Below are 24,502 nucleotides of genomic sequence, written 5' to 3' on the forward strand. Positions count from 1 at the left end.
CTGAAAGCGACTGAGTCTCTCGGGCACTGGTCCCCGGCGTGTCGCCGGACCAGGTTCTCGTGGAAGTCCCCAACTTGGGTCGCTTGGGTCGCTTCAGTAGCTCCGCCGCAGGGCCGGGAGAGTCGCTTCGATGCTGTGACCTGGGACTATGTCCGCAGGAGCGATCAGTGCCTGAACACCTCCAGCACCGAGTCGCTGAGTCGCTTGGGTCGCCCCTGCCCTCCGAGGACAGTGCCGTTGCCCTGCTGTCCCGGTACGCACGGCCTGTTTGTGGCACCGGATCCGGTTCGGTCGCTGGGGGCCTGAGCCGGCGGAGGGCCCGTAGCCCCAGGATGTGACCCGGCAGGGCAGCTACTGAAGCGACCCAAGCGACCGAGTTCCCGACTTGGTGGAGAAAGCAACGGGTCCGCGGTTCCGTCGGCCGACGGCCGAGTTCGTTGCTGAGGACGTGCTGGAGTCCGCCGGGGCGGTCCGTGTTCCCCGACACGCCGTCCTCAGACTTGTAGCGGGGTGTACGCCGAACTACGATTCGCCGGTATGAAGCAGCTGAACGTGCGACTGGACGACGCCGTGCACGAGGCGCTGGAGCAGCGGGCGGAGGCCGCCGGGCTGAGCCTGACGGACTATGCGCGCAAGGTGCTGGCCGAGGAGGCGGACGAGCGGCGCGAACGGTTCCTGACAGCCGCGGCGCACTTCGCGCCGACGTGGGCGCCGACGTTCGAGGCCGAGTTCGGGCCCTACCCGCAGAGCACCCGTGGCGCCGCGGCGGACGCCGCGTGATCCTCCAGATAGACCGGGCGTGGCTGCTTGACATCGCCCACCAGTTCCTGCCTGCCGATCCGGACGTCACCGACTACGGCACCCTGGCCGCCGCGGTCGCCCGCCACCTCGACGAGGTCATGGACGTGCCGGTGTACGGCGAGGTGCACCAGCGGGCCGCGGCCCTCATGCACCAGCTGATCCGCGTCCCGGCCCTGGAGTTCGCCAACGAGCACTTCGCCGCTGTCGTGGCCGCCTCCTACCTCAGCGCCTCCGGGGTCATCGTCACTGCGGAGCCCAAGCAGGCCGCCGACCTGGCCGCCCGCATCCGCGCCGGGGACGCGGACGTCCGCGAGACGGCGGACGCCGTCCGCACCTGGTACCGCTGACCCCGGTCGACGACCGGTCAGCCGGCATCTGGAAGGCGCCGGGCTCCCGGCACGGTCCTGCGGTCCGCGTTTCCGGAGCACGACGGTCGGGCAGCCGGGGGAGCCCCGCGGCGCTGTCCGGTGACGAGCGGCGGTCATCGAGGGCACGGGCCCAGCAGCTACCGAAGGCACCGGACAGCGACTGTCAGACCGGCATGCAATCGTGTGGGGACGGGTGGCGCTCGCGGAGGGCCGCGCTGACGACGAACGAACGGGGGGCCGCGATGACGGGCTGGGACGGTGTGACCTGGAACAGCTGGCGGGACCACGACGACATCCGTGCGCGGCTCGACGCAGGAGCCGACCCGGACGTGTGGGGCGGGGGTCTCCGCCCCCTGCACCAGGCCGCGGGGGTTCGGCTCGTCCGAGGTGGTGGCCGAATTGACGCGCCGGGTGTCGGACGTGGACGCGCTGGAGAACGGGACGACGGCCCTGTGGGAGGCCGTCATGGAGAACCGGCCGGACAACGCCCGGGCCCTCGTGGCCGCAGGCGCCGACCCGTGGCGGCCCCAGCTCGGCGGCTGGTCGCCCGGCCGCATAGCTCTGGCCGGGCCGGTCCCCGATCTGTTCCCCGTGCCGGACGGACAAGCCGGCCTGACAGCGACCGAGCAGGCCACCGTCCAGCGCGGGCGGCAACTCGTCCAGGGCCTGGGCCGTTTCCCCTTCGAGGGCACCGGCCTCGCCTGCGTCGCCGCCATCGACGCCGCCGAAGCGGTCCGTCGGCTGGACGCCACTCCGTTGGACGAGGAGTTCATGGAGGACTTCCTCGACGACCCGAACGAGTACGACATGGACGAGGGCCTGCTCATCGCCGGTGTCACGACCGTGCCCGGTGGATGCGTCGTCACCCAGCCCTGGGGCTACACGCCGTCCACCCCGGGAGCGATGGCCCGGCTGACCGCCGGCACGGTCGGCTACGGCCTGTACGCCAACCCCAAGAGCGGCAACCAGGGCAGCATCGTCCGCGACGGCACCGTCGAAGCCTGGGACCTCCACCCCGGTGGCGCCCCCCTCCCGAACCACACCCCGGACGAGGTCCTGACCGGTTACCTCTACCACCACCACGCCGTCGCCCAGGCCTGCGCCTTCGCGGGCCTGCGCCCCGCCGACGCCCGCGCCGTCACCGGCCCCGCCGACAGCTGGATACGGCTGCCAGACGTCGACTACTGGGAGCGGTGAGGGCACTGACCCGTCCGTAGGCCCGGGCTGGGCTGGGCGGGTGGCGTCCGAGGGCCCACCGGTGTGGTGACAAGCCGTGGCGGTAGGCGGTGGCGGGAGGCTGGTGCCCCGTTGGCGGACGAGGAGAGCCTGTGAGTGGGCGCAGCCCTGGCGGTGACGACGACGCGTTGGCTGCCGGTGTACGCGCTGGGGGCGGCCCTGCTGGTGGGCGCGGGTTCGTGGGCTTGGGCGCGGTTCCGGGCGCGGAGCACGGCGTTGGGGGTCGGCTGAGCCGGTTCCGGGCTCAGGCGCCGGGGGTGAGGAGGGCCAGTAGCTGGTTCGCCACCGCGTCCGCGTCCGGCCCGGCCGCGTAGACGTAGTTGTCGGGGCGCACGGCGGCAGCGGCGGCGCCGAGGTCGGACAGCCAGCGACGGTGGGTGCCGTCCGGGTCGGCGACGACGGCTCCGGGGGCAGCGCCTGTGGGGGTGGGGCCGAAGCCGACGACAGTGACGCCCAGGTCGCTGAGCCGGGCCAGGTTCAGCCGGGGGAGGGCCTGTTCGGCGACCAGCAGCCGGAAGCCTCCGCCGACGATGTCGTCGAGCAGGCCCGTCCGTCGGCCGTCGCTCACCCGGCCCTGGACGGACAGTCGGCCTCCGCCGGAGGCGAACAGGCCGGGGCCGAGGTCGGGCAGCCGGATCCGGTCCGGCTCCCGGAGCGCGCGTCGGTGGGCCATCAGCGTGCGGTCGCGCTCGCGGGCGAGCACCGGGTCCCGCAGGGTGTGCTGGCGGCCGAGTTCCATGCTCGTGGCCGTCACGCCGCGCACATGCGGCTCCCGCTCGCTCTGGTAGGTGTCGAGCACCTCGGCGCCCCGGATGCCGCGCAGCACGAGATCCATCTTGAAGGCGGTGTTGAGTGCGTCCCGTATCCCCGAGCAGAGGCCTTGCCCCAGAAAGGGCGGCATCTGGTGTGCGGCATCTCCCGCGAGCAGGACCCGGCCGTCCCGCCAGCGCCTCGCGACCAGCGACTGGAAGGTGTAGGTGGCAGTACGGGCGATGTCGGCGTCGTCGCGGGACAGGTAGCGGCCCACGCGGGACCACACGCCGTCCGCCGCACGTTCCCGCCCGAAGTCGTCGTCATCGTCGAGCAGGAAGCAGAACCGCTGCCGTTCGGCACCGGTGGTGATGACGGTGGTCGGTCCCTCGGGATCGCCGATCTGCAGCATCGACGGCAGCCCCAGGTCGGCCGCGGGGCGCCGGAGGGCGAAGTCGCAGACCAGCCAGGGTTCGGAGAAGCCGAGGTCGTCCTGTTCGATGCCGAGGGCGTTCCGCACGAAGCTGTTCCCGCCGTCGCAGCCGATCACGTAGCGCGCCGCGAGGGTCGCACCGTCCGACGTGTTCAGGGTGACCTGGTCACGGTCCTGGGACAGGCCGGTGACCGTCGTGCCGAAACGGAGGTCGACGTTCGGCAGCGAGGTGCACAACGAGTGCAGCGCCGTCTCCAGGTCGGGCTGGTGGAACTGGTAGAGGTCGGCCCAACCGCTGGCGCCGACGTTGCGGAACACCTGTCGGATGAGGAGGTCACCCGCTCCGTTGCGCCACTCGTACGCGTCCTGTGTGCGCAGGGTGGGCGCCAGTTCGTCGACGAGTCCGAGCCCTTGGAGCGCGCGCATGATCTCGCCGTCGAAGCTGGCGGCCCGCGGGAGGCCGTACAGGCCGGGGTAGCGTTCGAGCACCACGACCGAGCGCCCGGCCTTGCCCAGCAGGGCCGCGAGCGTCATGCCGACCGGCCCGCAGCCGACTACGGCGATTTCGGCGGCTTCGGCGCATACGGCGGCTTCGGCGGCTTCGGTGAATGCGGTGACTTCGGTAGGGGACGGCGTCCGGTTCTCAGGGTGCCTGTCGTTCGGCATGTCCGCAGCTCCTCAGGGGTGGGACGGAGGGTGTGGTGGCCACGACGTCAGTCTCGAACGCTCCTGACGCGATGTCTAATGCATGCTTTGCACAGGGAGTTTGCGTCAGACGCAAACGAAGGGGGCGTCCGTGGCCGACCAGTTGGACCTCAACCTCTTGCGCGTGTTCGACGCGTTGATGGACACCGGCAGCGTGTCCGCGGCCGCGATGCGTCTTCATCTGTCCATTCCGGCCACCAGCAGGGCCCTGGGCCGGCTGCGACGGGCGATGAACGACCAGATCCTGGTGCGCGCCGGCCGGGGCCTCGTACCCACCCCGTTCGCCCAGCGGTCGGCCGCCAGGGTCAAGGCGCTGCTGGAGGCCGCGGCCGAACTCCGGGTGGACGCAGCGGGAAGCGACCCGCGATCGTGGCGGCGTACCTTCGCCATCCGGGTCAACGACGGACTCAGCCCCGTCCTCGCGCCCCGCCTCACCCACCGGATCGCCGCCGAGGCACCCGAGGTCCGCCTGCGGTTCGTCGCCCAGGACTCCAAGGAACCCGATCGGCTACGCGACGGCTCGCTCGACCTCGACATCGGCGTCGCCGACCCGCCCCCTCCGGACGTGCGCGCGCGAACGCTGTTCTCCGACCACTTCGTCGCCGTGGTGGCGGCACACTCCGATCTGGGAAAGGCCGCACGGCTGACGGTGGACGACCTGTGCGCCCACCCGCACATCTCCGCCTCCCGCCGGGGCCTCGCGCACGGGCCGCTGGACGAGGCCTTGCACCGCCTGGGCCGCTCCCGCCGCGTCGTCGCGGTGGTGCCCTCCTTCGCCGTGGCAGCCTTGATGGCGCTGGAGGGAGACGTCATCTGCCTCGGCCCCCGGGTGGTGGTGGAGCACCTCGTCGAGCGACAGGTGCCCCTCCGGTGGCACAAGGTGCCACTGGAAATGCCGGCGGCTGACATCGAACTGCGCTGGCACCGCCGACTCGACGACGATCCCGCGTCCCGGTGGCTCCGCCGCCACGTGCTGGAAGCCGTCGGACCGCTCGCCGCCACGCTGCGCTGAACCGGACGTGAGAACCGCCGGGACCCCCCGCCAACGCACCCGCCAACGCACCCGCCAACGCCCGTTCCGTGATCGCCGCCGCGGGTGCGATCCCCGCGATGCCGTCAGGGGAAGTCCAGTACCAGCCGGCCGCGCAGGCCGCCGGCCTCCAGCAGACGGTGGGCCTGGGCCGCCTTCTCGGCCGGCAGCACGTCGGCGACGTGCAGGGTCAGGGTGCCGTCCTCGACCTGGCGGCGCAGCGTGTTCAGCCGCTCGGTGTCGGTGATGCCGTCCGTCACCATCACCGGGCGTACGCGGATGCCGCGTTCGGCGGGGCCAGACCAGCCCCGCAGTTCGGCCAGCGTTCCGCCGTCGGCGATGGCGGGCACCGTCTCGGTGGTCTGTATCGAGCCGTCCACCAGACCGGGAACTCCCTCGGGTACCAGTGCGCGGATGCGGGCGGCGACCTCGGGTCCGCGTTCGACGACGTGGTCGGCGCCGAACCCGCGCACCCGGTCGGTGTCGTGCGGGGCGGCGTCCGCGATGACGGTCAGCCCGTCGGCCTTGGCCAGTTCGACCGCGTATCCGCCGACGGCACCGGCCGCGCCGGTCACGGCGACGGTTCCGTCCGGCGGTACGGCCAGCGCGTCCAGGGCGAGGCGCGCGGTCATGGCGTTCATGAGCAGGGTGGACGCGGCAGCGAGGTCCACCCCCTCGGGGGCCGGCACCACCGAGGCGGCGGGTACGACAATCTGCTCGGCGTAGGCTCCGCCGTGCGCGCTGGTGAACAGCACGATGGCGACCACCCGTTGGCCCACGGCAAGCCGTTCGTCGGCCCCGGGGCCGAGCTGGTCGATCACGCCTGCGGCGTCCATGCCGGGCACGAACGGGGGCCGGTGCCCGGGCATGCGCGAGGCGTGACCGCCGCTCCGCAGCATGATGTCGGTCGGGTTCACGGCCGCCGCGTGCACCCGGATACGGACCTCGCCGGGGCCCGCCTGAGGTTCGGGCAACCGCAGGACGCGCAGCACGTCCGGACCGCCGAAGTCGTAGACACCAATGGCCTTCATACCCCGTGCAATGCGTCTGTTCAGCGCCGTATTCCCGCTCAACGAGGCCGGAGCGCAGCGCACTTCGCGTCGCCGCCCGGAGACCGGCGCATCGTCCCGGCCATCAACGAACGGCTGTGACCAGCTACTGCGGGGCAGCCGGCCGTTGCGCGGGGGAGCCGCAGGAGGACATCGCCGCGCGGTCGGCCGCACTGCGGAGAACACAGAATTCATTGCCCTCAGGGTCCGCGAGGACGGCCCAGCCGGCACCATCGGGTTCCCGGCGGTCGTCGACGAGGGTGGCCCCGAGGTTCAGCAGCCGCTCGACCTCCGCCTCGCGGGTGGTCTCCGGACGCAGGCACAGGTGGACCCTGTTCTTGATCGTCTTCGGTTCCGGCACCTGGTGGAAGTACAGCAGCTGGCCCTCCGGCAGCATCACCGCAGTCTCCGGATCACCCGGGCCGTCCTCCGGGTGCAGCGGACGACCGAGCACCTCACTCCAGAACCGAGCCAGCCCGTAGGCATCCGCACAGTCGATCGCCACGTTCTGCAACACCGAGACCATGCGCGCGAGCCTGCCCGAAGCACCGCTCGGTCCGCTACCGAATTGCGGCCGGGCAGCAGACAGCGCCGGCACTTTCGCCACGGACCCCGGCTCGACCTACCCCGGCGGGGCCTACCCCGGCGGGGCCTCCACCGGGAAGTGGATCGGACTCAGCAGGTGCTGCGCCCGCTCGGGGCTCGGCCGGTTGGCCAGTCTGGGCACGATGGCCGTGCGCAGCTCGCCGATCAGCTCGGTCAGTTCCTCCGGGCTGAGCCAGAGTGCGTGCTGCCGGTAGCCCACCTGGTCGGCCATCGGGTCGGCCTGCTCGCGGTCGAGGTAGGCGTTGAACTCGGCCAGCAGGGCGGTCATCGCGGTGGCGAAGGCCTGCCGGTGATCTTCAGGGGTGAGCGAGCGGACCATCTCGGAGCCGACCACGGCTCGGTCCTGGCGCAGCCGGTAGTGCCGTTCTACCGCGCCCCTCACCCGCCGTTCCTCGGCGACCTCCAGGATTCCGCCGGCGACGAGTAGGTCGATGTGCCGGTAGACGGTGGCCTTGGAGGCCTCGGGGATGCGGTGGCGGCGCTGGCCCGGCAGGCCGCGCTGGTGGCCGGCCCCGAACTCATGCCCGACACGCCGTCGGAGCTGCTGCCGTTCGGACTCTCCGCCGCCTACTGGCTCGACCTGCGCGCGTACGACCCGGTGGCCACGGCGACCGCACTCGCCGGCCCGATGCTGATCCTCCAGGGCGGCCGGGACTACCAGGTCACCGTCGCCGACGACCTGACTCGCTGGCAGGCCGCCCTGCGCTTCCGGACCCGTACGTTCGACCGGTCCGGGTGCTCGACGGTCTTCCGCGCCCCCCGAACGTACCGGGTCCGGAGGCGCCGTGCCCTCGCTGGCCGTTGAGGGGGACCGTCGGGTCCGACTGTCGTGTCCGTAGAACAGGAAGCGCCAATTCCGCCCGTGTGCTTGGGTGTTGGGAACTCCGGGGCATCGCCGACCGTTACAAGGCGGTGACGATCCGCTCACAACCGAAGCGTGGAGCGTGGCGTCCCTACAGATGACAGAGCCCGAATCGCGCCGACCGTGCTCTTCGGGCCGAGCAATCACCTCCCCTTGAAAGGGGTGCACCCGTGATCGTCTCCAAGCGGAACTCCCTGCGCCTGGCCGCCGTGACCACCGTCGCCGTGCTCTCCCTCGGGCTGGCGGGCACCGCCGCCATGGCGGCGGCCCCGGCCGCCTACCCCACGTCCACCACGCAGCAGGCCGCGGCGCAGCAGGCCGCCGCGCACGCCGGCATCACCGCCAAGCCGTCCGTCACGACCGTCCAGGCCTGGCAGCTGTTCCGGGTCACCGGCACCACCACCGGGCTCAAGGCGGGCACTGAGGTGACCCTGCAGCAGAAGCAGCACGGCAAGTGGGTCACCCTGCCGGCCTCCGTCCGCACCGACCACAACGGCTCCTACTCGCTCGGCGTGAAGCTCGGCATCAAGGGCCTGAACGAGCTGCGCATCGTCAGCGGAGACGTCGCCTCCCCCGTGTTCACCGTCACCGTGCGCTGACCCACGGCCTACGGCCCCCGCCGTCGGGCGGTGCGGTGCCCGCTTCCGAGCGGCCACCGCACCGCCCGACGCCGCGCGTGGGAACCAACTTAGGTGCCGGGTTCGTGGTTGTGGCCGTCGTCCGGGTCTGCTGGAGTTTGACCGCTTGTCCCTTCCGCCGGGCCCTGCCCTGCCTGCGTCCAGCTGAGGCAGGTGGTCGAGCGCTGTGACCTCGGTGAGCGACACGTCCGGCCACGGCAGGGCCGAGGTCCGCGCGTGGGACCAGGCCAATCCCAGGCCGGAGGCCGAGGACCAAGCTGATTGCGGGCGCGCGGTGGCGTTCAGCGTGGAAGGACCCAGTCCGGTGTCCAGGTGCCGGGGGCGTCGTGGCCGGTCGTGGTGGCGGCGAGGTGGGCGCGGAGGGTGGCCAGTGTTGGGTGGGGGTTGTCGCGGTGCCAGAGGAGTGAGTGCGGGTAGACGGGCGTCGGGTCGGTCACCGGGATGCGGCGCAGGCCGTGGTCGGCGGGCCAGACGAGGCGGGTGTGCTCGCCCATGAAGGTGGCCAGGGCCGGAGTGTCGGCGATGGTGTCGAGGAGCGCGTCGGAGCCGAAGTTGGGGCCGGTCGCCTCGATGGTGAGGCCGAACTCGGCGACGAGGTCGTCGTAGTAGGCGCCCCACTCGGTACCGGGGACGATGCCGGGCATCCAGATCCGGTGCCCGGCGAGCTGGGCGACGGTCACCGACCGGGCGCCCGCCAGCGCGTGGGCGGGACCGGTGAGGAGCTGGAGCGGTTCGTCGATCACCCGGACGGACTCGATGTCCTCGGGAAGGGGCCGGCCGGGCGCGACGACGGCGCGGAAGGACGCGTCGATCGCACCGGAGCGGATGGCGTTGACGGCCGTCTCGATCTCGAACAGCATCATCACGTCGAGATCGATCTCGGGGTGCGCGCGGTGGAAGCCGCGCATCAGGCCCGACGCCGAGCCACGAAGGTTGATCACGTCGACGCGCAGCGGACGGCGGCCGGGGCGCACGGACTCGACCGCGCGCTCGGCGGCGCGCAGCAGCTCGCGCGCGTGGGGCAGGAAGGCCTGCCCGTCGATGGTGAGCTCGGCCCCGCGTGCGGTGCGGGTGAACAACCGCACGCCGAGGTTGCGTTCCAGCGCGGCGATGCGCTTGGAGACGGCCTGCTGGGTGACGGCCAGCTCGGCGGCGGCCTCCTGGAACTGCCCGGCGTCGGCGGCGGCGACAAAGGTCCGAACGGTGTCGAGGTCCATGGCGGCACTCTATAGGTACAACTGGTGGTTGTGGCTTGGCGGTCCTGTGGTTGTTTGATCCCTGAGGATGAGGCGCGCTTTGATGCTTCCGATCGCTGATCGGTTGTGCGGATGGGAGCGGCCGTCGGTCCGCCGAATCGTCTCCCCGCGCCGACCGGGTGCCGCCAAGTAGGGAGAGAACTCGCGTGAGTACTGCCCCTGCGTCTGCCCCCGCGCTTGACCCCGCGCTTGACCCCGAGCACACCGCTCTGCTCGTCCTGGACTGCCAGCCCGCGATCCTGGCCGTTCTGCCCGAGGGCGGGGGCCGGGAAGCCCTGCTCGACCGCGTGGAAGCGGCGATCGCCGACGTCCGCACCAGCGGCGCCACCGTCGCCCACGTACGCGTCGGCTTCACCGAGGCCGACTGGGGCGCGATCCCGGCCACCAACAAGTCCTTCGCCCCGCTGGCCCGACACCGTGTCATGCACCACGAGGACCCTGCCACGGCCATCCACGAGCGCCTGGCTCCCCGGGACGGCGACCTCGTCGTGCGCAAGACCCGCTACGGCGGCATGTCCACCACCGACCTCGACCGGCAGCTGCGCGAGCGCGGCATCACCACGCTGGTCGTCTCCGGCATCAGTACCAGCGGTGTCGTCCTGTCCACCGTCCTCGACGCGGCCGACCGCGACTACCGGCTCTACGTCCTGTCCGACGGCGTCGCCGACCCGGACACCGAAGTCCACGACGTCCTGCTCCAGAAGGTCCTCCCCTCGCGGGCCCACATCATCGACACCGCCGAGCTGCGCACCCTGCTCCGGGCCGGCTGACTCGAACCGCCGAACCGCCGAACCGGAGACGGGAGCGGTGTCAGCCGGACACCGCGCGCGCCCGGCGAGCACACTTCCACCGTGCCCCCCGTGCCCGAGGGCCGTGGTACTCGGCCGGCTGCGGGTTCTCCCCGGTCCCGGCGGCCGCCGCGGATCCGCAGGTGTTCATGTGGGCCCTCGGGAAGGAGGACGCGAGCGCTACCGAGACGGCGCTGATCCGTTTGGCGGCGATGACCGGCGGCACGCCGCCCGCCCGGGGAGCCGGCTGGGGCTGGGGCCGTGGAGACCAGGCGGGGAGTCCGGACCCGGTTCACCAGCTGTTGAGCCGCTGGTTCGAGGGCGATCACAGGGTGCGTCAGATCGCAGAGCCCGACGCTTGACTCGCCGGGCAGGTCGGGTCCGCCGACCGGGTCGCTCCGGTACGGCCGGGTCACTCCGTTACGGGCAGGCACTCGGTGAGCAGGCCGACGATGTCGCGCCAGGCGCGCTGAGCGTGCCGGGGGTGGTGGCCGACGCCGGGGAGCACGGCGTGGCCGACCGTCGGGTGGTGGAAGGCGTGCAAGGCGCCGCCGTAGACCACGAGGCGCCAGTCGACGCCCGCGGCCTGCATCTCGGCGGCGAACGCGTCCCGTTGTGCGGGCGGCATGATCGGGTCTTCCGATCCGACCCCGGCCCACACCGGGCAGCGGATGCGCGCCGCCTCGCCGGGTCGGCCCGTGGTCAGGGCGTTGACCGTCCCGATCGCCCGCAGGTCGACGCCGTCGCGCCCGAGTTCCAGTGCGATCGCGCCGCCGGTGCCGTAGCCGATGGCGGCGATCCGGTCGGGGTCGGTCCGCGGTTCGGCGCGCAGCACGTCGAGCGCCGCGTGGCCGATGCCCCGCATCCGGTCGGGGTCGGCGAGCAGTGGAGTGACGTGCGCCAGCATCTCCTGCGGGTCGGTGAACCAGCGCCCGCCGTTGATGTCGAAGGCCATTGCCACGTAGCCGAGTTCGGCGAGGGCGTCGGCCCGGCGGCGCTGGAAGTCGTTGAGCCCGGGCCCCTCGGGCCCGACCAGGACCGCGGGTCGGCGGCCGGTACCGGCCGGGAGCGCGAGGTGCCCGATCATCGTGAGGCCGTCGGCCGGGTACTCGACCGTGTGCGTGGTAACCGTCGTCATGGGACCGGACTGTAGTGAGCGTCGAGCCCGGGCGGGCCGGTTTTTCGCCGGCGGCAGAACGGCGCGGGTGTGCCTCGGATGATGCGGCGATGCCAGTGGTGGGACCGGGCTCGGGGGCCGGTCCCACCACGGACGGCGGTCGGCGGGAGGCGGATCGGCGGGTTCGTCTCACGCGACGTCGTCGGCCGCCCGCGCTTGCACCGTCCGCTCCGTCATCCGCTCCAGACTCGTGTCAGTATCCGGCCGGGGCGTCCTCGATGTCCGAGATGAGCTTGGTGCTCAGGTCGCTCTGCACGGCCAGCTTGGTGTGCGTGGCGTTGGGGCCGGTGCCCCAGGTGAGCGTGACGGTGGTGAACAGGTGGCCGGCTCCGGAATCGTGGTACCGCACCTCCCAGTGGGTGGGCACGTCCTGGGCGCGGAGGACGCCGTCGGCGTGGTTGGCCTGCTCCCAGGCGGCCAGTCGCTGCTGGAAGTCCTCCGTGAGGTAGTGGGCGCGCAGGCCGTCCGACAGGTTGTCGGTGCCGTCGGAGACGGCGTCGATGTAGGCGCCGTAGAAGTCGGCGACCCGGTCGACCGCGGAGTCCGGGCTCCCGTCGCGGACCGGGTCCCCCGGCGCCTCCCGCTGCCCGCCCGCCTGCTCGGTACGGGTCGTGGAGGCGGGGTGCTGCGGGCCGGCCGCCGTGGCCTGCGGCGCGGCCGCCGCCAGGATCAGACCGACCGTGGCGGCCGCCGCCAGCAGTCCGCGTCGAACACTCAGCTTCATCGTCAGTCTCCCTCGTCATGCCAATGGGTCGAGCCCTGGGCGGGTCACCTGGCAATGCGCGGACCGTCCGGGCCGGATCACACCAATCACCTGCTCAACGACGCCCGGCCCGGAAGGGAACGGGCCGCGCGCAATCCCGGCGCAGATCCGACCCTTCGGCGCTGGTCAGGTGCGGGCTTCGAGTCCGGCCAGGAGGTAGGCGACGTCCAGTCCTGTGTTGAGGTACTGCTCGAAGGTCCGGTTGTTCAGGGCCCAGGGCGATCGCTTCTGCCGGATGAGGGCGATGGCGGTGACGGCGTCGTGGCCCAGCTCGATCAGGGTCTGAGCGACGACGAGGCCTGAGCGGTTGTAGCCGGAGTGGCAACGCACGAGAACGGTCCGGTCGTTCCGTACGGCCGCAGCGGCAGTGACGGCCAGCTGTCGGACCGAGTGGAGCTGCTCGGCAGTCAGTGGGCTGTCGGGGATTTCACTGATCAGATGGTCGACTCCGGGGCTCGGCCCGTGGCCTGCTCGGGTGAACAGACTGATGACCAGGTCGAATTCGCGACCGACAACGGCGGTCTGCGCCTCGCCTTCAGGGCCGGCCCAGAAGTGTCCGCCCAGCCATAGCTGCGGCCTGACCTCGTTCCACGGCGCCTGCGGTTCGGGGGCATCGCGGTCCTTCTGGCGCGTCTTCATGGGCGCTCCTCTCCGGGTGGACCAACGACACGGTCGGACGGATGCGTTCCCTGCCCATTCCGATGCGCTGACGGCGGCCCCGTAGACGCAGGCGGTGCCGAGGTGGCGAGGTGGCGAAGGTGTCGTGAGGTCCGGCCGGTCACTGGGTGCCGCGGCCGGGGGCGGGTCGGTGCGGGGGTCGGCGTTCGTCGCGTTGGCGGTGCGGCTGCCCGTGGTGTGCCGTCGGGGGGCTGGTTCGTGGGCCCGGGCGGGGTGGTGGGTCGTGGTCGCGGAGTTCGCAGATCACCGCCCAGGCGACCGACACCACCGGCACCGCGACCACCGCGCCGAGGACACCGGCCAGCACGGCGCCGCCGATCACCGACAGCGCGACCGCCACCGGGTGGATCCGGACGGACCAGCCCATGACCAGCGGGTGCAGCAGATGGCCCTCGATCTGGCCGATGATCACGATCAGCCCGAGCACCAGCAGCGCGACCACCGGGCCGCGGGCCGCCAGGGCGACCAGCGCGGCGACGGCCAGCGCGATGGGGGAGCCGATCAGCGGGACGAGCGCCGCGACGAACTCCAGCATGATCAGTGGCAGTACTAGCGGTACCCGTAGGGCGGCCAGCGCGACGCCGACCAGCACAGCGTTGGTCGCCGCCACGATCAGCACACCCCGGGTGTAGCCGGCGAAGGTGCGCCACGCGGCGTGCCCCGCGCGGTCCCAGGCAGATCGTGACCGGGCCGGGAGCTGGTGCTGCGCCCAGCACCACATCCGGTCGCCGGAGTGGAGGAAGAACACCGAGCAGAACACCGCGAGCGCCAGCCCGGTGAGCATTTCGACGACCCGGCTCGCCCCGCTGAGCGCGGTGCTGAGCAGCGCCGAGCGGTGGGCGGTGACGAACTCGCCGAGCTTCGCGCGCAGGTCGGTGACGGTGCCGGCCCGCAGGTGGAAGGGGGCGCCGGTGAGCAGGCGGTCGATCCGCCCGAGGCCGCCGCGCAGTTCGGTGCCCAGTCGGCCCCACTCGCCGACGACGGTCGTCCCCACCAGGGCGAGAACGCCGCCCACGACCACGATGGCGCACACGAGGACCAGCAGGACGGCGATCGAGCGGGGCAGCGCCCGTGCCAGCAGGTCGACGAGCGGCCGCAGGACCGAGGTGATGACCAGCGCCAGGAACACGGCGATGACCGGCAACTGGAGCCGGCCGAGGACGGAGACGGCCAGGTAGGCGGCCACCCCGAGCAGGAGCAGCCGCCAGGTGTACCCGGCGGCGGTCCGCAGCCCGGCCGGCACGCGGCCTCCGGACCCGTCGGACACGACGGGGCGCGCCCGGGGCAGGACCACCCGGGTCGGGTGGCGCCGCCGGGCCGGTCTCGCGCCGTTCACTCGCACGGGCGGCCTCCCTGGCGTCTGCCGGGCTTCGTCCGGCGTCGCGCGGCTACCCGGGCCGACGGGCCGGAAACGGGAGAGGGTCCGGAAACGGCCGAGGGTCCGGAAACGGCCGAGGGTTCGGAAACGATCGAGGGTCCGGAAACGATCGACGGGCCAGAAGCGGTCGGCGGGCCGGAAACGTTCGCGTCCACAGCTGGGCCGTGAGCGCGACCAGCAGCGCGCTGCGTGGCCCGCCACGTACACCGCCGCGACGGTCAGGAACAGGCCGACGTGCCCGACGGTGGAGAACGCCGGCACACGTGTAGCCACCGTGGCTGCGGGCACACGCGGGGCATGGATGAGGAGCGGGTGGTGAGCCCGGCCCTGCCCGGGGCGGCGGCCCTGCCCGGGGCGGCGGTCCGTCCGGCCCAGGCCGTCCGCGCGACCCGAACCGCCGCGCGGGACGGCGGTCGGGACGGCAGGACTTCGCCGCGAACGGACCGGGAGCCCGCCGTGCCACGGCCGGCCGAGCAGCCCGGCGGGGGTGAGGGGGAGCAGCAAGTCGGCGGCCTGCGCGTCGCGGTGCGCCGGGAGGGCCGCGCGCGGGTGGTCTCCCTCGGAGGCGAGCTGCGCCCCGGCAGCACGAACGGTCTGTGGACGGCGCTGTCCCGTCCGGTGGCCGGGAGCGAGGAACGGATCGTCGTCGACCTCACCGGCCTGCGGTTCTGCGACTCCACCGGGCTGAACCTGCTGCCGCGCTCACGCCTGGACGCCGAGGCGGCCGGCCTGCGGCTGGGACTCGCCGGTTCGAGGCCCGTGGTGGCGAGGCTGTTCGCGATCACGGAAGCCGACGCGGCGCTGCGCATCCACCCTGACCTCGACGCCGCTCTGAAGACCGCGGACCCGCCGCAGCGCGGCTGCGACGACGTGGAGTGAGGAGAACCCGGCATGAAGAGCTCCGGGGAGGGAGCGTTGCCGAAGGACTCCGGCCGGAGGGCGACGGCTTCCGGGCGGCGGCCGAGCGGCTCCGACCGGACCAGGCGGCTCGTGCTGGCCGGCAGTGAGAGCGCGGTCCAGCGGTCCCGGGACTTCAGCCGTGCGGCGCTGCTCGCCTGGCACTGGCTGCCCGCGCCGGATGCCGGGCGGCTGGCGGCGGCGGAGGACGTCCTGCTGATGGTGTCGGAGCTGGTCACCAATGCGTGCCTGCACGCGCCCGGCGGCCCCCAGGAGCTGCGGCTGGGCTGGGACGGCGAGCGGCTGCGGGTGGAGGTCTCGGACGCCAGCCCGGCCGCGCCGCGGCTGCGCCCGTTCGCGGACCCGGGCCGTCCCGGCGGCCACGGCCTGCGGGTGGTGGACCGGCTGGCGCGCGACTGGGGCTGCCTGCCCGAGGGCGAGGGGAAGCTGGTCTGGCTGGAGGTCGCGTCCCCGGTGGACCCTGGTGCCCTCCAGGGCTGAGCGGGGTCTCAGGCCTGACCGGGGTGCGGCTGGGGCGGCGGTGCCGGATCGGGGTCGGAACCGGGGCCCGGGAACGGGTCGGGAGTGGGGAAGGGCGGGATCGGCGGCGGTGCCGGGTCGGGGTCCTCGCCCGGCTTCGGGGCGGGGTTCGGGTGGGGGACCGGCTCGGTGTCCGGGCCGGGGGGAGCCGGGACGGTCATCATCACCGGCGTGGTCGTCATCAGCGGCATGGTCATCCTGACCGGCGTGGTGGTTCTGACCGGCATGGTGGTTCTGACCGGCGTGGTCGTCATGACGCCCTCCTCAACGGCCCAGCGCGTGCGACAGCTCGCGCTTGTTCATCTTCGAACGGCCCTTGACGCCGCGCTGCCTGGCTTCGTTGTAGAGCTGGTCGTAGGTCGGGCCCCGGGCCCCCGTGTGCGAGCGCTGCCCGCCGCGGCGGCCGGAGGAGATGTCGTGGAGCGAACTGCGGCTCGCGGTCTTCGACTCGCCGTGCCGGGCGCGTTCCTTGTTCACCGTGCGGGCGGCGATCTCCTCGGCCCGCTTCTCGGTCTCGCCCCGGTCGAGCGCGCTCTCCTTGATGTGCTCGTACTGGCGCTCCCGTTTGGGGCTGGATCCTCGGGGCATGGCGGCGCTCCTTTTCGTGACGGCAGGGCGTTGCCCGAGCGCGTGTACCCGTAGGCAAGGTAATAAACCGCCCAAAACATGAATCGGAAGTCGTGTGTCGGGTAGAGAACGCATGACGCGGCCGTGGATCGCAGCCAGTCGCGTCCGCACCCTCACCGGGTGCCACCGGGACCGTCGCCCGACGACACCGGGCCCAGGTCCTCCGGAAAAGCAGCCCCGTCGCGTTCGGCGCGAGCCGCTCGCGGCGCCGGGCGTTCGCCCCGATGCCCCAGGAGAGAGCCACCGTGTCCACCACGCTGGAAACCGGTCGCCCCACCGACCGGACGGCCGCCCCGCCGTCTGGCCTTCCGCCCGACGTGCCACCCCGCCCGACGGACGCGCAACTGCGCGCGATGGGCAAGTACGAGGCACGCGAACTCAGCGACGCGCTGTTCGAGCGCCTGGCCGCACTCGCCCGCGAAACGCATGCGTACAGCTACGTGCGCGGCACGATCATCGAACTCAACATGCCGCTGGTGCGCTTCATCGCCGCCCGCTTCCGCCACCGCGCCGAGGACATGGACGATATCCTCCAGGTCGGCACGATCGGCCTGATCAAGGCGGTCGACGGCTACGACCCGCACCGCGGCGTCGAGTTCGTCACCTACGCCATCCCCACCATCGCCGGTGAGATCAAGCGCTTCTTCCGTGACACCTCCTGGCCGGTCCGGGTCCCGCGCGGCATGCAGGAGCTGTACCTGACCGTCGCCCGCGGATCCGACCGGCTGGAGCAGGAACTCGGCCGCCTCCCGCACCCCGACGAGATCGCCGAGGACCTCCACATCACCGTCGAGCAGGCCGCCGAGGGCTTGGTCGCAGGCCGCGTCTACCGGCCCGACTCGCTGGACGCTGCGCGCGAGCAGGACCTCGACGAGAGCGGCAGCGCCATGCTGGACCGCATGGGGGCCTGTGACCCCGGCATCGAACTCGCGGATTTCCGCACCGCCGTGCGCCCCCTGCTCGCTCGGCTGTCGTGCCGCGATCAGACGGTGCTCAAGCTGCGCTTCTGGGACGGCTGGACCCAGTCCCAGATCGCCGAGCGCATCGGCGTCTCCCAGATGCACGTCTCCCGCCTGCTCACCGCCACCCTCACCAGCCTGCGCGAGCAGCTGGAGGACCGCGACGCCCCCGGCTGGGCGGACGAACCCGCAGGTCCGGCCGAACCCAGGGGAGCGGAGGACGGGGGAGCGGAGGACGGCGGAATGACCGACCAGGGAGCCGCCGAACCCGAGGCGCCACGCTGATTTCTTTCCCTCCCGGGCGTTTCCGGCCCCCCGCAGCGGATAGCCGCGCTGCGGGGGGCGTCCTGGACGAAGCGTGATGAAGCGTGACGAAGGAGGAACACCGTGTCCCCGAAGGTTTCCGACCACGTCCGGATCGAGCGGCCGCTCTTCGACGGCACCCGCGATCCGGCGGGCGGCACCGTCACCCCCGGCGCGGACGGCGCCCCCGGCCACGGGCTGCGCCTCGCACCCGCCCGAGCGGATGCGTAGCGCACGGCGTGAACCGACCGGCCGGCCGGTGACGGAAGGAGCCGACACCATGACCCGCCGACCACCGACCGGCCGTGCCCCGGGGCCGGGCGGGTTCACCGCACGGGCCCGGCCGTGGGCCGGCGGCACCGTCCTCGCGCTGTACGGCGAACTCGACCTCGACTCGGTCGGCGCCCTGCACACGGCCCTCGACGCGGCCCTGGCCGCGCCCCTCACCGTCATCGTGCTCGACTGCGCCGACCTGGAGTTCTGCGACTCCACGGGGCTCAACTCGATGCTCCGGGCCCACGCCCGCGCGGCCGCCGAGGGCAGCCGGATCGAACTGGCCCGCCCCCGCCCGCTGGTCCTGCGGATGCTCGAACTGACCGGGGCCGTCGAGGTCTTCGCGCTGCGGGACGTGCCACCGGAGTGAACGCGCGGCCTGCCGCCCCGGGCCGCGCGGGCGCGGGCCCCGGGCCCTGGGCCCCTCCCCGCCGGACCGACACCTGTCCTGCCTGTCGCCCTCCGGTGGCACAGTGGAAACAGGGCGGCGGCCCGCCGCCCCGGGGTCGGGGCGTCCGGTCGGGCACCCCGGCCGTGCGGCGGACCCGGGCGGTGGAACGGATGGACGAGCGGCCGGCCCCCGACGCCGACCCGGCCGAGCAGGCCCCGCGGCACCTGCTCGCCGGGCTGACCACCGTGCGCGACGGGGACTTCGCCACCCGGCTCGCGCCCGAGCAGCCCGGCATGCTCGGGGAGATCGCGACGGTCTTCAACAGCATGGTCGACCAGCTGTCCGCGTTCGCCGGTGAGGTGCCCAGGGGCGCCCGCGAGGTCGGCACCGTCGGCAACCTGGGCGGCCAGATCACCGTCAAGGGCGTCACCGGGCAGGGAGTGACCGTGCTGCACGCCCCCGACGGCCGCGCCGGACTCGACCTGCTGCGCACCCACCCCGAGACCGGCCTCGTGCTGATGGACGTGATGATGCCCGGCCTCGACGGCTACGCCGCGATCGCCGCCGGCCGCGCCGAGGAGCGCTTCGCCCGCCTGCCGGTCATCGCCGTCACCGCCAAGGCCATGCCGGGGGACCAGGACAAGAGCCTCGCCGGCGGCGCCGACGACCACGTCACCGAACCCGTCGACACCCGCCACCTGCTCGGCCGGATGCAGTACTGGCTGGACACGCCATGACCGCCGGGCACGAGCCCTCGGACACCACGGCCCGGGCCCTCGCCGAGACCGTGCGCCGGCTCCAGAGCGCCGCCGCCCGGGTGCAAGCCGACGCCCGCGCCCGCGCCGTCGTCGACCTGGCCACCGGGATCCTGGCCGAACGCCTCGGCCTGCTTCCCGCCGAAGCCGCCGCCTGCCTCGCCGGGCTCGCCCGGGAGGCCGCCGTGCCCGTGGCGGCCCTGGCCGCCGACATCGCCGGGGTGTCCGGGCAGGCACCCGGGCAGGCACCCGGACCGCTCGCGGGCACAGCCGACCCTGCGTCGCCCGACCCCGTGACGCCCGCTCTGGCCGCCGTCCCCGATCTGCAAGGCGCCGCCGAAGCCGTCCTGGAGCAGACGGCGGACGCGCTCGGCGCGCACGCCGTCGCGCTGTGGCTGCGGCTGCCGGGCGGTGTGCTCGCCCTCGCCGCGCACGCCGGGCTGCCCGCCGCCGAGGCCGACGCCTGGAGCCGGGTGCCACCCGGCGTCCCCACCCCGGCCCAGCACGTCGTGGTCGGCGGCGTGGAGCTGTGGCCCGGCGATCCGGAGGCCGCAGGCCCGTCGGTGGGAGCCGGCTCGGCCCGGGCCGTCCTCCCGCTGATCGACGCGGGCCGCCGCCGGGGCGCGCTGGAGGTCCTGTGGCCCGCACCCGGCCCCGCCCCCGCGCTCGGCGGGCCCCAACGCCGCCGGCTCCACGCCCTCGCCGACCTCTGCGCGACCCTCCTGGCCGACGTCCGCACTCCCGCTCCCGCTCCCGCTCCCGCTCCCGCCCCCGCCCCCGCTCCCGCTCCCGCCCCGCCCCGCCCGGCGACGACACCGCGCTCCTGGAGGGCCTGCCCACCCCGGCCCTGCTGCTGGAGCCGGTCGTCCGCCGAGGAGAGATCGCCGACTTCACGCTCCTGCGGACCAACGCGCACTTCCGCGATCCGCTGGGCCGCCCCCGGGACACGCTGGAGGGCACCTCGCTCCTGGAGGTCTACCCCACCGCGTGCGCCACCGGCCTCTTCGAACGGCTGATCCGGGTGCACGAGACCGGGGTCCCGTTGCCCGGCGAGCGGGTCCGGCTGGTCTTCCAGCAGGGCGGACTCGCGCTTCCCACCACCGTCCTGCTCGCGGCGGCCCCCGTCGGCGGCCGCGTGCTGGTCGGCTGGCAGACGGAGACGGCGCGGGCCGGTGAGGCCGAGCAGAGTGCCCTGCTGCGCCAGGCCCAGCGGCTGGCCCGGGTGGCCGGGTTCGAGGAGCACCCGGCCGACGGCCGGATCCGCTGGAGCGACGGCCTGCACGAGATCTACGGGCTGCCGCCCGACACCGACCCGGTGCCGCTGGCCCAGCTCGCCCGGCACGCCCACCCCGACGACGAGCCCGCGATCCGGCGCCTGCTGGACACCGTCCAGCGCCGGCACCGGACGGCCTCCGCCGTCGTCCGCCTGGTCCACCAGGACGGCACCCACGGGTACACCCGGGTGATCGCCGAGCCCGTCCTCGACGACCACGGGCGGCTCACCGGTGTGCGCGGCGCCTTCCACGACGTGTCCGCCCAGCACCGCACGGAGGTCGCACTCGGTGCCACCCGGGCACGTCTCGCCGACAGCGAGCAGGAGACCGCCGACAGCGAGCGACTGGCACTGCGGCTCCAGCAGGCCATCCTGCCCGCCGCTCCGCCCCCGCTCGGCCCGGCCGGCCTGCGGGCCGCCGTCCGCTACCGCCCCGCCGCCCAGCACGACCGGGTCGGCGGCGACTGGTACGACGTGCTGCTGCTGCCCGACAAGCGGGTGCTGCTCACCGTCGGGGACGTCGCCGGGCACGGCGTCGGCGCGGCCACCGGCATGGTCGCCCTGCGGCACGCGCTGCGTGCTCTCGCCGTCACCGGGGCCGGCCCGGCCCGGATGCTGGAGTGGGCCAACATCGTCGCCCTGCGCGAACCCGGCCAGATCACCGCGACGGCCGTCTGCGTGCTCGTCGACCCGGCCGGCGGCGAACTGCGCTGGGCGCGGGCCGGGCACCTGCCCCCGATCCTGGTCGGAGCGGACGGCGCCCACGTGCTGCCGCTGCCGCACGGCGTGCTCCTCGGCGCCCTGGACGACGCCCGGTACGAGGAGCACACCGCTCACCTGCCGCCAGGCGACGTCCTGGTCCTCTACACCGACGGCCTGGTCGAACGCCGGGACCGCCCGGTCGAGGAGTCCGTCGACCAGCTGATCCGCGTCGCCGGAGCCCCCGGCCCCGACCTGGAGCGCTACCTCGACCGGCTGCTGGAGCTCAGCCCCGCCGACACCGACGACGACACCTGCCTGATCGCCGTCCAGAGCCGGTAGCCCTCTGCCGCGTGAACCCCGGTCCCCTCGTCCTGAGCGGGCCTGCGAAGCGCGGCGTTAGGTCCGGGCCCGCCCGGGTAGGCGCGGCCCTGCGGGGGCGACCGGAACCGAACGACGGAGAGGACTCCCCATGTTGCTGCTAGGACTCCTGCTGATGGCGGCGGCCGGTGCCTTCGCCGGACTGCTGATCGCGGACAACCTCTCCGGCGGGCCCGACTACCAGGCGACGGTGCTGGGCATCCGCCTGCCGGCGCTCGACAGCCTGGGCATCTTCCTCGCCGGGCTGGCCCTCGCCCTGCTCTTCTGCCTGGGCCTGGCCCTGATGGTCCTGACGGCCCGGCGGGCCCGGCGGACCCGACGCCCCGTCCGGCTGTCCGCGCACCGGGCGGCCCACCAGCGGTCCCAACCGGTGGTGCGGCCGGACCCGCCCGAACGATCCCTCCCGCCCGACGAGGGCGAGCAGCCCGCGCCGCCGGAGGAACGCCCCGCCCAGCAGGGCGGCCGGGACGTCGGCCTACCGGCCGAGCCCCCACGCGGCGGCCGGACCCGCCACCTGTTCGGCCACTGAGGCGCCGCGACGCCCCCCGGAGCCGATCCTCCGACGACCACGGGCCCCTCACCGGGCCGGGAAGGACGCGACCGCATGACCGGACCACGGCCTTCCCTCGGACGCCCGTTCCCCACGAGGCCGTGGGCGCAGCGGCTGCCGCTCCAGGCCGACCTCAGGGCGGCCTCCGACGCCCGGGCCTTCACCGCCGAGTTCCTGGCCGACGTCGCCGACCCGCTGCTGGTCGCCGACGCCGTCCTGCTGGTCTCCGAACTCGTCGGCAACGCCCTGCGCCACGGCGGCGAGCCCGGGACGCTGCTCCTGATCCGCGCCACCGGCCGGCTGCGGATCGAGGTCAGCGACGCCAGCCCGCGCCCGCCGCTGCCCCGGCCCCCGCACCCCCCGGACGAACCGGGAGGCCTCGGCCTGTTCCTGTTGAGCCGGCTCACCCTGCGCTGGGGCTGGCACCCGTCGGGGCCGGGCAAGACGGTGTGGTGTGACCTACGGCTGCCCGCGAGCTGACGGCCCGCCCGGCGCCTGCCGGGCGGGTGTTCTGCGTCCGGGAGGAGCGGTGTCCGTGCGCGGCCACCCGGCGGCGCCGGACGCCGGTCGCGACGCCGGAGCGCCGGACGCGCCCCGCGCGGTGGCATCCTGACGGGGCAGGTCCGTCCGTGGGCGTCGAGCACAGCGAGGATCCAGTGGCCGTGAACCGACCGTCGTCGTCCCCGTTGCCGTCGCCGTCGCCGTCGCCGTCGCCGTCGCCGTCGCCGTCGCCGTCGCCGTCGCCGCCGTCCCCGTCGCCGTCGCCGCCGTCGCCGTGCGGCGTCCTGGGTTGAGCGGCGTGCGCCGCCGCGGCCGGTTGACGGCGATCGCCCGCAGCTGGTGGCAGGTCCTGCGGGCGGCCGTCGTCGGCGTGTGGGAACACGGCCGCGCCATCGAACTGCTCCAGCGCTCGATGGCCTTCGCGGCGCTCTTCTTCGTGACCCTCGTGCCGCTGCTGATCGTCATCGCGGCGGCCTTCCCCGCGCGCGGCAGCGGGATCTCCGAGTGGATCACCGACGGCCTCGGCCTGAGCGGGCCGGGCGCCGACGCCGTCCACCGGCTCTTCGCCTCCCGGGGCCAGGTGCTCAGCACGACCACGGGCTTCGGCCTGGCCGCGCTGGCGGTCTTCGGGGTCTCGTTGATGGCGTCCGTCCAGGGCGTCTACGAGCGGGTGTGGGAGCTCGACCGCGGCCCGTGGCACGCGGTCTGGCGCCAGACCCTCGGCCTGGCCGGGCTGACCGGGTACATCGTGCTGGCCGCCTCCAGCGGCGTGCCCTGGCGCCACTCGGCCGTCCAGCCCTCCTTCCGCATCGCCGTCACGACCGTCGGCGGCCTCCTGCTGTTCTGGTGGCTCCAGCACCTGCTGCTCGCCGGACGCGTCCCGCCGAGGCAGCTGCTGCCCGGAGCCGTCGCGACCATGGTGGCGCTGGCGGGCCTGCGGCTCTTCTCGCGGCTGGTCTTCGCGCCGCTGCTGGTGTCCAACGCGGTCTCCTACGGGACGGTCGGGACGGTGCTGATCGTCCAGTCCTGGCTGATCGGCGTCGGCTACACCGTCTACGGCGGCGCGCTGGCCGGGCGCGCCGTGGTCCGGGCCCGCCGCACGCCGTAGCGCCGGCGCCAGGCCGGGGCGGCCGGTGCTGCGGCACGCGGGTGGGTTAGGGCGCGGCGCAGCGGGCAGGCGCGCGGGCGGCCGGGAAGGGCTCGGCCACCGCACACGCGAGGAGGCCCCAGATGAGCATGGTGAAGAAGACGGTCGACGTCGACGTGCCGCTGCACGCCGCGTACAACCAGTGGACCCAGTTCGAGGAGTTCCCGCGCTTCATGGAGGGCGTCGACGCGGTGACCCAGCTGGACGAGCGCCACAACCACTGGCGGACCAGCATCGGCGGTGTCACCCGCGAGTTCGACACCGAGATCATCGACCAGCTGCCCGACGAGCGGATCGCCTGGCGCACGACGGACGGCGACGTGAAGCAGAAGGGCGTCGTCACCTTCCAGGAACTGGACGACCGGCACACCCGGGTCAACCTGGCCATCGACTTCCAGCCGGAAGGGATGGCCGAGAAGACCGGCGACATGCTGGGCATGGTCGACCGCAGGGTCAAGGGGGACCTCCGGCGCTTCAAGGACTTCATCGAGGACCAGGGCCGGGAGGGGGGAGCCTGGCGCGGCCGGATCACCCCCGGCTGAGCCCCGCCCCCGTCCACGCCCCCCTGTCACCCCCTGGCGGGGGGGGCCCCCCCCCCCCGCCGGGCCGCCCCCCGGGGGGGGGGCCGCGCCGGGGGGGGGGCGCCCCCGCGCGGGCGGGGGGTCGGCCGCCCGGGGATAGCGGGCAC

30 protein-coding genes and 1 pseudogene are annotated in these 24,502 nt (G+C 73.7%); 20 read left to right on the forward strand and 11 right to left on the reverse strand.

Annotated elements, in window-relative coordinates:
• The first annotated feature begins 537 nt into the window (after positions 1–537).
• The 4 genes from ACIP37_RS14245 (at position 538) to ACIP37_RS14260 (ending at position 2,636) form a co-directional block, all read left to right on the forward strand.
• Positions 538–780, forward strand: coding sequence for a plasmid mobilization protein (locus ACIP37_RS14245; RefSeq protein ID WP_363584259.1), 243 nt, complete (start codon positions 538–540; stop codon positions 778–780).
• Positions 777–1,148, forward strand: a complete 372-nt coding sequence (locus ACIP37_RS14250; RefSeq protein ID WP_363627689.1) for a fic family toxin-antitoxin system, toxin component — start codon at positions 777–779, stop codon at positions 1,146–1,148. The genes ACIP37_RS14245 and ACIP37_RS14250 overlap by 4 nt, the downstream gene beginning before the upstream one ends.
• A 411-nt stretch (positions 1,149–1,559) precedes the next feature.
• Entirely contained in the window at positions 1,560–2,366 is an 807-nt protein-coding gene (locus ACIP37_RS14255; protein WP_400843865.1) for an ankyrin repeat domain-containing protein, read from the forward strand.
• Between the two features lie 135 nt (positions 2,367–2,501).
• Positions 2,502–2,636, forward strand: coding sequence for a hypothetical protein (locus ACIP37_RS14260; protein WP_400843868.1), 135 nt, complete (start codon positions 2,502–2,504; stop codon positions 2,634–2,636).
• 13 nt (positions 2,637–2,649) lie between these two features.
• Here ACIP37_RS14260 and ACIP37_RS14265 read toward each other — a convergent pair whose 3' ends face one another.
• A complete protein-coding gene (locus tag ACIP37_RS14265; protein ID WP_400843871.1) occupies positions 2,650–4,254 on the reverse strand; it encodes a bifunctional 3-(3-hydroxy-phenyl)propionate/3-hydroxycinnamic acid hydroxylase in 1,605 nt (534 codons plus the stop codon).
• 130 nt (positions 4,255–4,384) lie between these two features.
• On the opposite strand from ACIP37_RS14265, the gene ACIP37_RS14270 reads away from it, so the two are divergent.
• Positions 4,385–5,305 (forward strand): LysR family transcriptional regulator, encoded by a 921-nt coding sequence (locus ACIP37_RS14270; RefSeq protein ID WP_363584251.1) that lies wholly within the window; start codon positions 4,385–4,387, stop codon positions 5,303–5,305.
• A gap of 104 nt (positions 5,306–5,409) precedes the next feature.
• On the opposite strand, the gene ACIP37_RS14275 is transcribed toward ACIP37_RS14270, so the two are convergent.
• The 3 genes from ACIP37_RS14275 to ACIP37_RS14285 form a co-directional block, all read right to left on the reverse strand.
• Positions 5,410–6,354 (reverse strand): NADP-dependent oxidoreductase, encoded by a 945-nt coding sequence (locus tag ACIP37_RS14275; RefSeq protein ID WP_400843874.1) that lies wholly within the window; start codon positions 6,352–6,354, stop codon positions 5,410–5,412.
• Positions 6,355–6,478: 124 nt separating this feature from the next.
• A complete protein-coding gene (locus ACIP37_RS14280) occupies positions 6,479–6,898 on the reverse strand; it encodes a VOC family protein (protein WP_363584449.1) in 420 nt (139 codons plus the stop codon).
• Between the two features lie 111 nt (positions 6,899–7,009).
• Positions 7,010–7,360, reverse strand: coding sequence for a hypothetical protein (locus tag ACIP37_RS14285; RefSeq protein ID WP_363584247.1), 351 nt, complete (start codon positions 7,358–7,360; stop codon positions 7,010–7,012).
• A 51-nt stretch (positions 7,361–7,411) separates the two neighbouring features.
• Here ACIP37_RS14285 and ACIP37_RS14290 point away from each other — a divergent pair, with 51 nt between their 5' ends.
• Positions 7,412–7,783, forward strand: coding sequence for a hypothetical protein (locus ACIP37_RS14290; protein WP_400843876.1), 372 nt, complete (start codon positions 7,412–7,414; stop codon positions 7,781–7,783).
• 227 nt (positions 7,784–8,010) lie between these two features.
• Positions 8,011–8,439 (forward strand): hypothetical protein, encoded by a 429-nt coding sequence (locus ACIP37_RS14295; protein ID WP_363625677.1) that lies wholly within the window; start codon positions 8,011–8,013, stop codon positions 8,437–8,439.
• 320 nt (positions 8,440–8,759) lie between these two features.
• Here the strand turns inward: ACIP37_RS14295 and ACIP37_RS14300 are convergent, their stop codons facing one another.
• On the reverse strand, positions 8,760–9,695 hold the full coding sequence (locus tag ACIP37_RS14300) for a LysR family transcriptional regulator (protein ID WP_400843880.1): 936 nt from the start codon (positions 9,693–9,695) through the stop codon (positions 8,760–8,762).
• A 185-nt stretch (positions 9,696–9,880) separates the two neighbouring features.
• Here ACIP37_RS14300 and ACIP37_RS14305 point away from each other — a divergent pair, with 185 nt between their 5' ends.
• Entirely contained in the window at positions 9,881–10,504 is a 624-nt protein-coding gene (locus tag ACIP37_RS14305; protein WP_400843883.1) for a cysteine hydrolase, read from the forward strand.
• Positions 10,505–10,934: 430 nt separating this feature from the next.
• Here ACIP37_RS14305 and ACIP37_RS14310 read toward each other — a convergent pair whose 3' ends face one another.
• From ACIP37_RS14310 to ACIP37_RS14325, 4 genes are all read right to left on the reverse strand, one after another.
• Positions 10,935–11,660: a dienelactone hydrolase family protein gene (locus ACIP37_RS14310; RefSeq protein ID WP_400843886.1), complete on the reverse strand. Its 726-nt coding sequence runs from the start codon at positions 11,658–11,660 to the stop codon at positions 10,935–10,937.
• Between the two features lie 232 nt (positions 11,661–11,892).
• Positions 11,893–12,423, reverse strand: a complete 531-nt coding sequence (locus ACIP37_RS14315; protein WP_400843889.1) for a hypothetical protein — start codon at positions 12,421–12,423, stop codon at positions 11,893–11,895.
• 165 nt (positions 12,424–12,588) lie between these two features.
• Complete coding sequence (locus tag ACIP37_RS14320) at positions 12,589–13,101, reverse strand: protein phosphatase (RefSeq protein ID WP_363625665.1); 513 nt, start codon at positions 13,099–13,101, stop codon at positions 12,589–12,591.
• A gap of 139 nt (positions 13,102–13,240) precedes the next feature.
• Positions 13,241–14,383, reverse strand: a complete 1,143-nt coding sequence (locus ACIP37_RS14325) for an AI-2E family transporter (protein ID WP_400843892.1) — start codon at positions 14,381–14,383, stop codon at positions 13,241–13,243.
• A gap of 432 nt (positions 14,384–14,815) precedes the next feature.
• On the opposite strand from ACIP37_RS14325, the gene ACIP37_RS14330 reads away from it, so the two are divergent.
• Together ACIP37_RS14330 and ACIP37_RS14335 are read left to right on the forward strand one after the other, a co-directional pair.
• Positions 14,816–15,397, forward strand: coding sequence for an STAS domain-containing protein (locus tag ACIP37_RS14330; protein ID WP_400843895.1), 582 nt, complete (start codon positions 14,816–14,818; stop codon positions 15,395–15,397).
• A 12-nt stretch (positions 15,398–15,409) separates the two neighbouring features.
• Positions 15,410–15,916 (forward strand): ATP-binding protein, encoded by a 507-nt coding sequence (locus ACIP37_RS14335; RefSeq protein WP_400843898.1) that lies wholly within the window; start codon positions 15,410–15,412, stop codon positions 15,914–15,916.
• An 8-nt stretch (positions 15,917–15,924) separates the two neighbouring features.
• Here ACIP37_RS14335 and ACIP37_RS14340 read toward each other — a convergent pair whose 3' ends face one another.
• Positions 15,925–16,209, reverse strand: a complete 285-nt coding sequence (locus ACIP37_RS14340) for a hypothetical protein (RefSeq protein WP_363627680.1) — start codon at positions 16,207–16,209, stop codon at positions 15,925–15,927.
• A gap of 10 nt (positions 16,210–16,219) precedes the next feature.
• Positions 16,220–16,543, reverse strand: coding sequence for a plasmid stabilization protein (locus tag ACIP37_RS14345; RefSeq protein ID WP_363584226.1), 324 nt, complete (start codon positions 16,541–16,543; stop codon positions 16,220–16,222).
• A gap of 284 nt (positions 16,544–16,827) precedes the next feature.
• On the opposite strand from ACIP37_RS14345, the gene ACIP37_RS14350 reads away from it, so the two are divergent.
• The 10 genes and pseudogenes from ACIP37_RS14350 (at position 16,828) to ACIP37_RS14395 (ending at position 24,356) form a co-directional block, all read left to right on the forward strand.
• Entirely contained in the window at positions 16,828–17,826 is a 999-nt protein-coding gene (locus tag ACIP37_RS14350) for a SigB/SigF/SigG family RNA polymerase sigma factor (RefSeq protein ID WP_400843901.1), read from the forward strand.
• Between the two features lie 102 nt (positions 17,827–17,928).
• Positions 17,929–18,075, forward strand: a complete 147-nt coding sequence (locus ACIP37_RS14355; protein WP_400806672.1) for a hypothetical protein — start codon at positions 17,929–17,931, stop codon at positions 18,073–18,075.
• Positions 18,076–18,124: 49 nt separating this feature from the next.
• Positions 18,125–18,487, forward strand: a complete 363-nt coding sequence (locus tag ACIP37_RS14360; protein ID WP_363584222.1) for an STAS domain-containing protein — start codon at positions 18,125–18,127, stop codon at positions 18,485–18,487.
• Between the two features lie 341 nt (positions 18,488–18,828).
• Positions 18,829–19,245 (forward strand): annotated as a pseudogene (locus tag ACIP37_RS14365) (response regulator); the annotation flags it as partial.
• Positions 19,242–20,279 carry an ANTAR domain-containing protein gene (locus tag ACIP37_RS14370; protein ID WP_400843904.1) on the forward strand — a complete coding sequence of 346 codons (1,038 nt, stop codon included), beginning with the start codon at positions 19,242–19,244 and terminating at the stop codon, positions 20,277–20,279. The pseudogene ACIP37_RS14365 and the gene ACIP37_RS14370, both read left to right, overlap by 4 nt.
• Positions 20,280–20,284: 5 nt before the next feature.
• Positions 20,285–21,577 carry a PP2C family protein-serine/threonine phosphatase gene (locus tag ACIP37_RS14375; RefSeq protein WP_400843907.1) on the forward strand — a complete coding sequence of 431 codons (1,293 nt, stop codon included), beginning with the start codon at positions 20,285–20,287 and terminating at the stop codon, positions 21,575–21,577.
• Positions 21,578–21,707: 130 nt separating this feature from the next.
• The gene (locus ACIP37_RS14380) at positions 21,708–22,145 is read left to right on the forward strand and encodes a hypothetical protein (RefSeq protein ID WP_363627678.1); all 438 of its coding nucleotides are present in this window, start codon (positions 21,708–21,710) and stop codon (positions 22,143–22,145) included.
• 75 nt (positions 22,146–22,220) lie between these two features.
• On the forward strand, positions 22,221–22,646 hold the full coding sequence (locus ACIP37_RS14385; protein WP_400843910.1) for an ATP-binding protein: 426 nt from the start codon (positions 22,221–22,223) through the stop codon (positions 22,644–22,646).
• Between the two features lie 319 nt (positions 22,647–22,965).
• Positions 22,966–23,775: a ribonuclease BN gene (locus ACIP37_RS14390; protein ID WP_400843955.1), complete on the forward strand. Its 810-nt coding sequence runs from the start codon at positions 22,966–22,968 to the stop codon at positions 23,773–23,775.
• A 122-nt stretch (positions 23,776–23,897) separates the two neighbouring features.
• Positions 23,898–24,356, forward strand: coding sequence for an SRPBCC family protein (locus ACIP37_RS14395; protein WP_363625638.1), 459 nt, complete (start codon positions 23,898–23,900; stop codon positions 24,354–24,356).
• The last annotated feature ends 146 nt before the right edge of the window (positions 24,357–24,502 follow it).

It is taken from the genome of Kitasatospora sp. NPDC088861, assembly GCF_044750105.1.
Taxonomy (GTDB): Bacteria; Actinomycetota; Actinomycetes; order Streptomycetales; family Streptomycetaceae; genus Kitasatospora.

Excerpts from the sequence above, each read along its gene's own strand:
- ACIP37_RS14245 (WP_363584259.1), top strand. The coding sequence starts at position 538 with ATGAAGCAGCTGAACGTGCGACTGGACGACGCCGTGCACGAGGCGCTG.
- ACIP37_RS14265 (WP_400843871.1), bottom strand. The coding sequence starts at position 4,254 with ATGCCGAACGACAGGCACCCTGAGAACCGGACGCCGTCCCCTACCGAA.
- ACIP37_RS14275 (WP_400843874.1), bottom strand. The coding sequence starts at position 6,354 with ATGAAGGCCATTGGTGTCTACGACTTCGGCGGTCCGGACGTGCTGCGC.
- ACIP37_RS14280 (WP_363584449.1), bottom strand. The coding sequence starts at position 6,898 with ATGGTCTCGGTGTTGCAGAACGTGGCGATCGACTGTGCGGATGCCTAC.
- ACIP37_RS14300 (WP_400843880.1), bottom strand. The coding sequence starts at position 9,695 with ATGGACCTCGACACCGTTCGGACCTTTGTCGCCGCCGCCGACGCCGGG.
- ACIP37_RS14310 (WP_400843886.1), bottom strand. The coding sequence starts at position 11,660 with ATGACGACGGTTACCACGCACACGGTCGAGTACCCGGCCGACGGCCTC.
- ACIP37_RS14315 (WP_400843889.1), bottom strand. The coding sequence starts at position 12,423 with ATGAAGCTGAGTGTTCGACGCGGACTGCTGGCGGCGGCCGCCACGGTC.
- ACIP37_RS14320 (WP_363625665.1), bottom strand. The coding sequence starts at position 13,101 with ATGAAGACGCGCCAGAAGGACCGCGATGCCCCCGAACCGCAGGCGCCG.
- ACIP37_RS14330 (WP_400843895.1), top strand. The coding sequence starts at position 14,816 with ATGGATGAGGAGCGGGTGGTGAGCCCGGCCCTGCCCGGGGCGGCGGCC.
- ACIP37_RS14335 (WP_400843898.1), top strand. The coding sequence starts at position 15,410 with ATGAAGAGCTCCGGGGAGGGAGCGTTGCCGAAGGACTCCGGCCGGAGG.
- ACIP37_RS14340 (WP_363627680.1), bottom strand. The coding sequence starts at position 16,209 with ATGACGACCACGCCGGTCAGAACCACCATGCCGGTCAGAACCACCACG.
- ACIP37_RS14345 (WP_363584226.1), bottom strand. The coding sequence starts at position 16,543 with ATGCCCCGAGGATCCAGCCCCAAACGGGAGCGCCAGTACGAGCACATC.
- ACIP37_RS14360 (WP_363584222.1), top strand. The coding sequence starts at position 18,125 with ATGACCCGCCGACCACCGACCGGCCGTGCCCCGGGGCCGGGCGGGTTC.
- ACIP37_RS14370 (WP_400843904.1), top strand. The coding sequence starts at position 19,242 with ATGACCGCCGGGCACGAGCCCTCGGACACCACGGCCCGGGCCCTCGCC.
- ACIP37_RS14380 (WP_363627678.1), top strand. The coding sequence starts at position 21,708 with ATGTTGCTGCTAGGACTCCTGCTGATGGCGGCGGCCGGTGCCTTCGCC.
- ACIP37_RS14385 (WP_400843910.1), top strand. The coding sequence starts at position 22,221 with ATGACCGGACCACGGCCTTCCCTCGGACGCCCGTTCCCCACGAGGCCG.
- ACIP37_RS14395 (WP_363625638.1), top strand. The coding sequence starts at position 23,898 with ATGAGCATGGTGAAGAAGACGGTCGACGTCGACGTGCCGCTGCACGCC.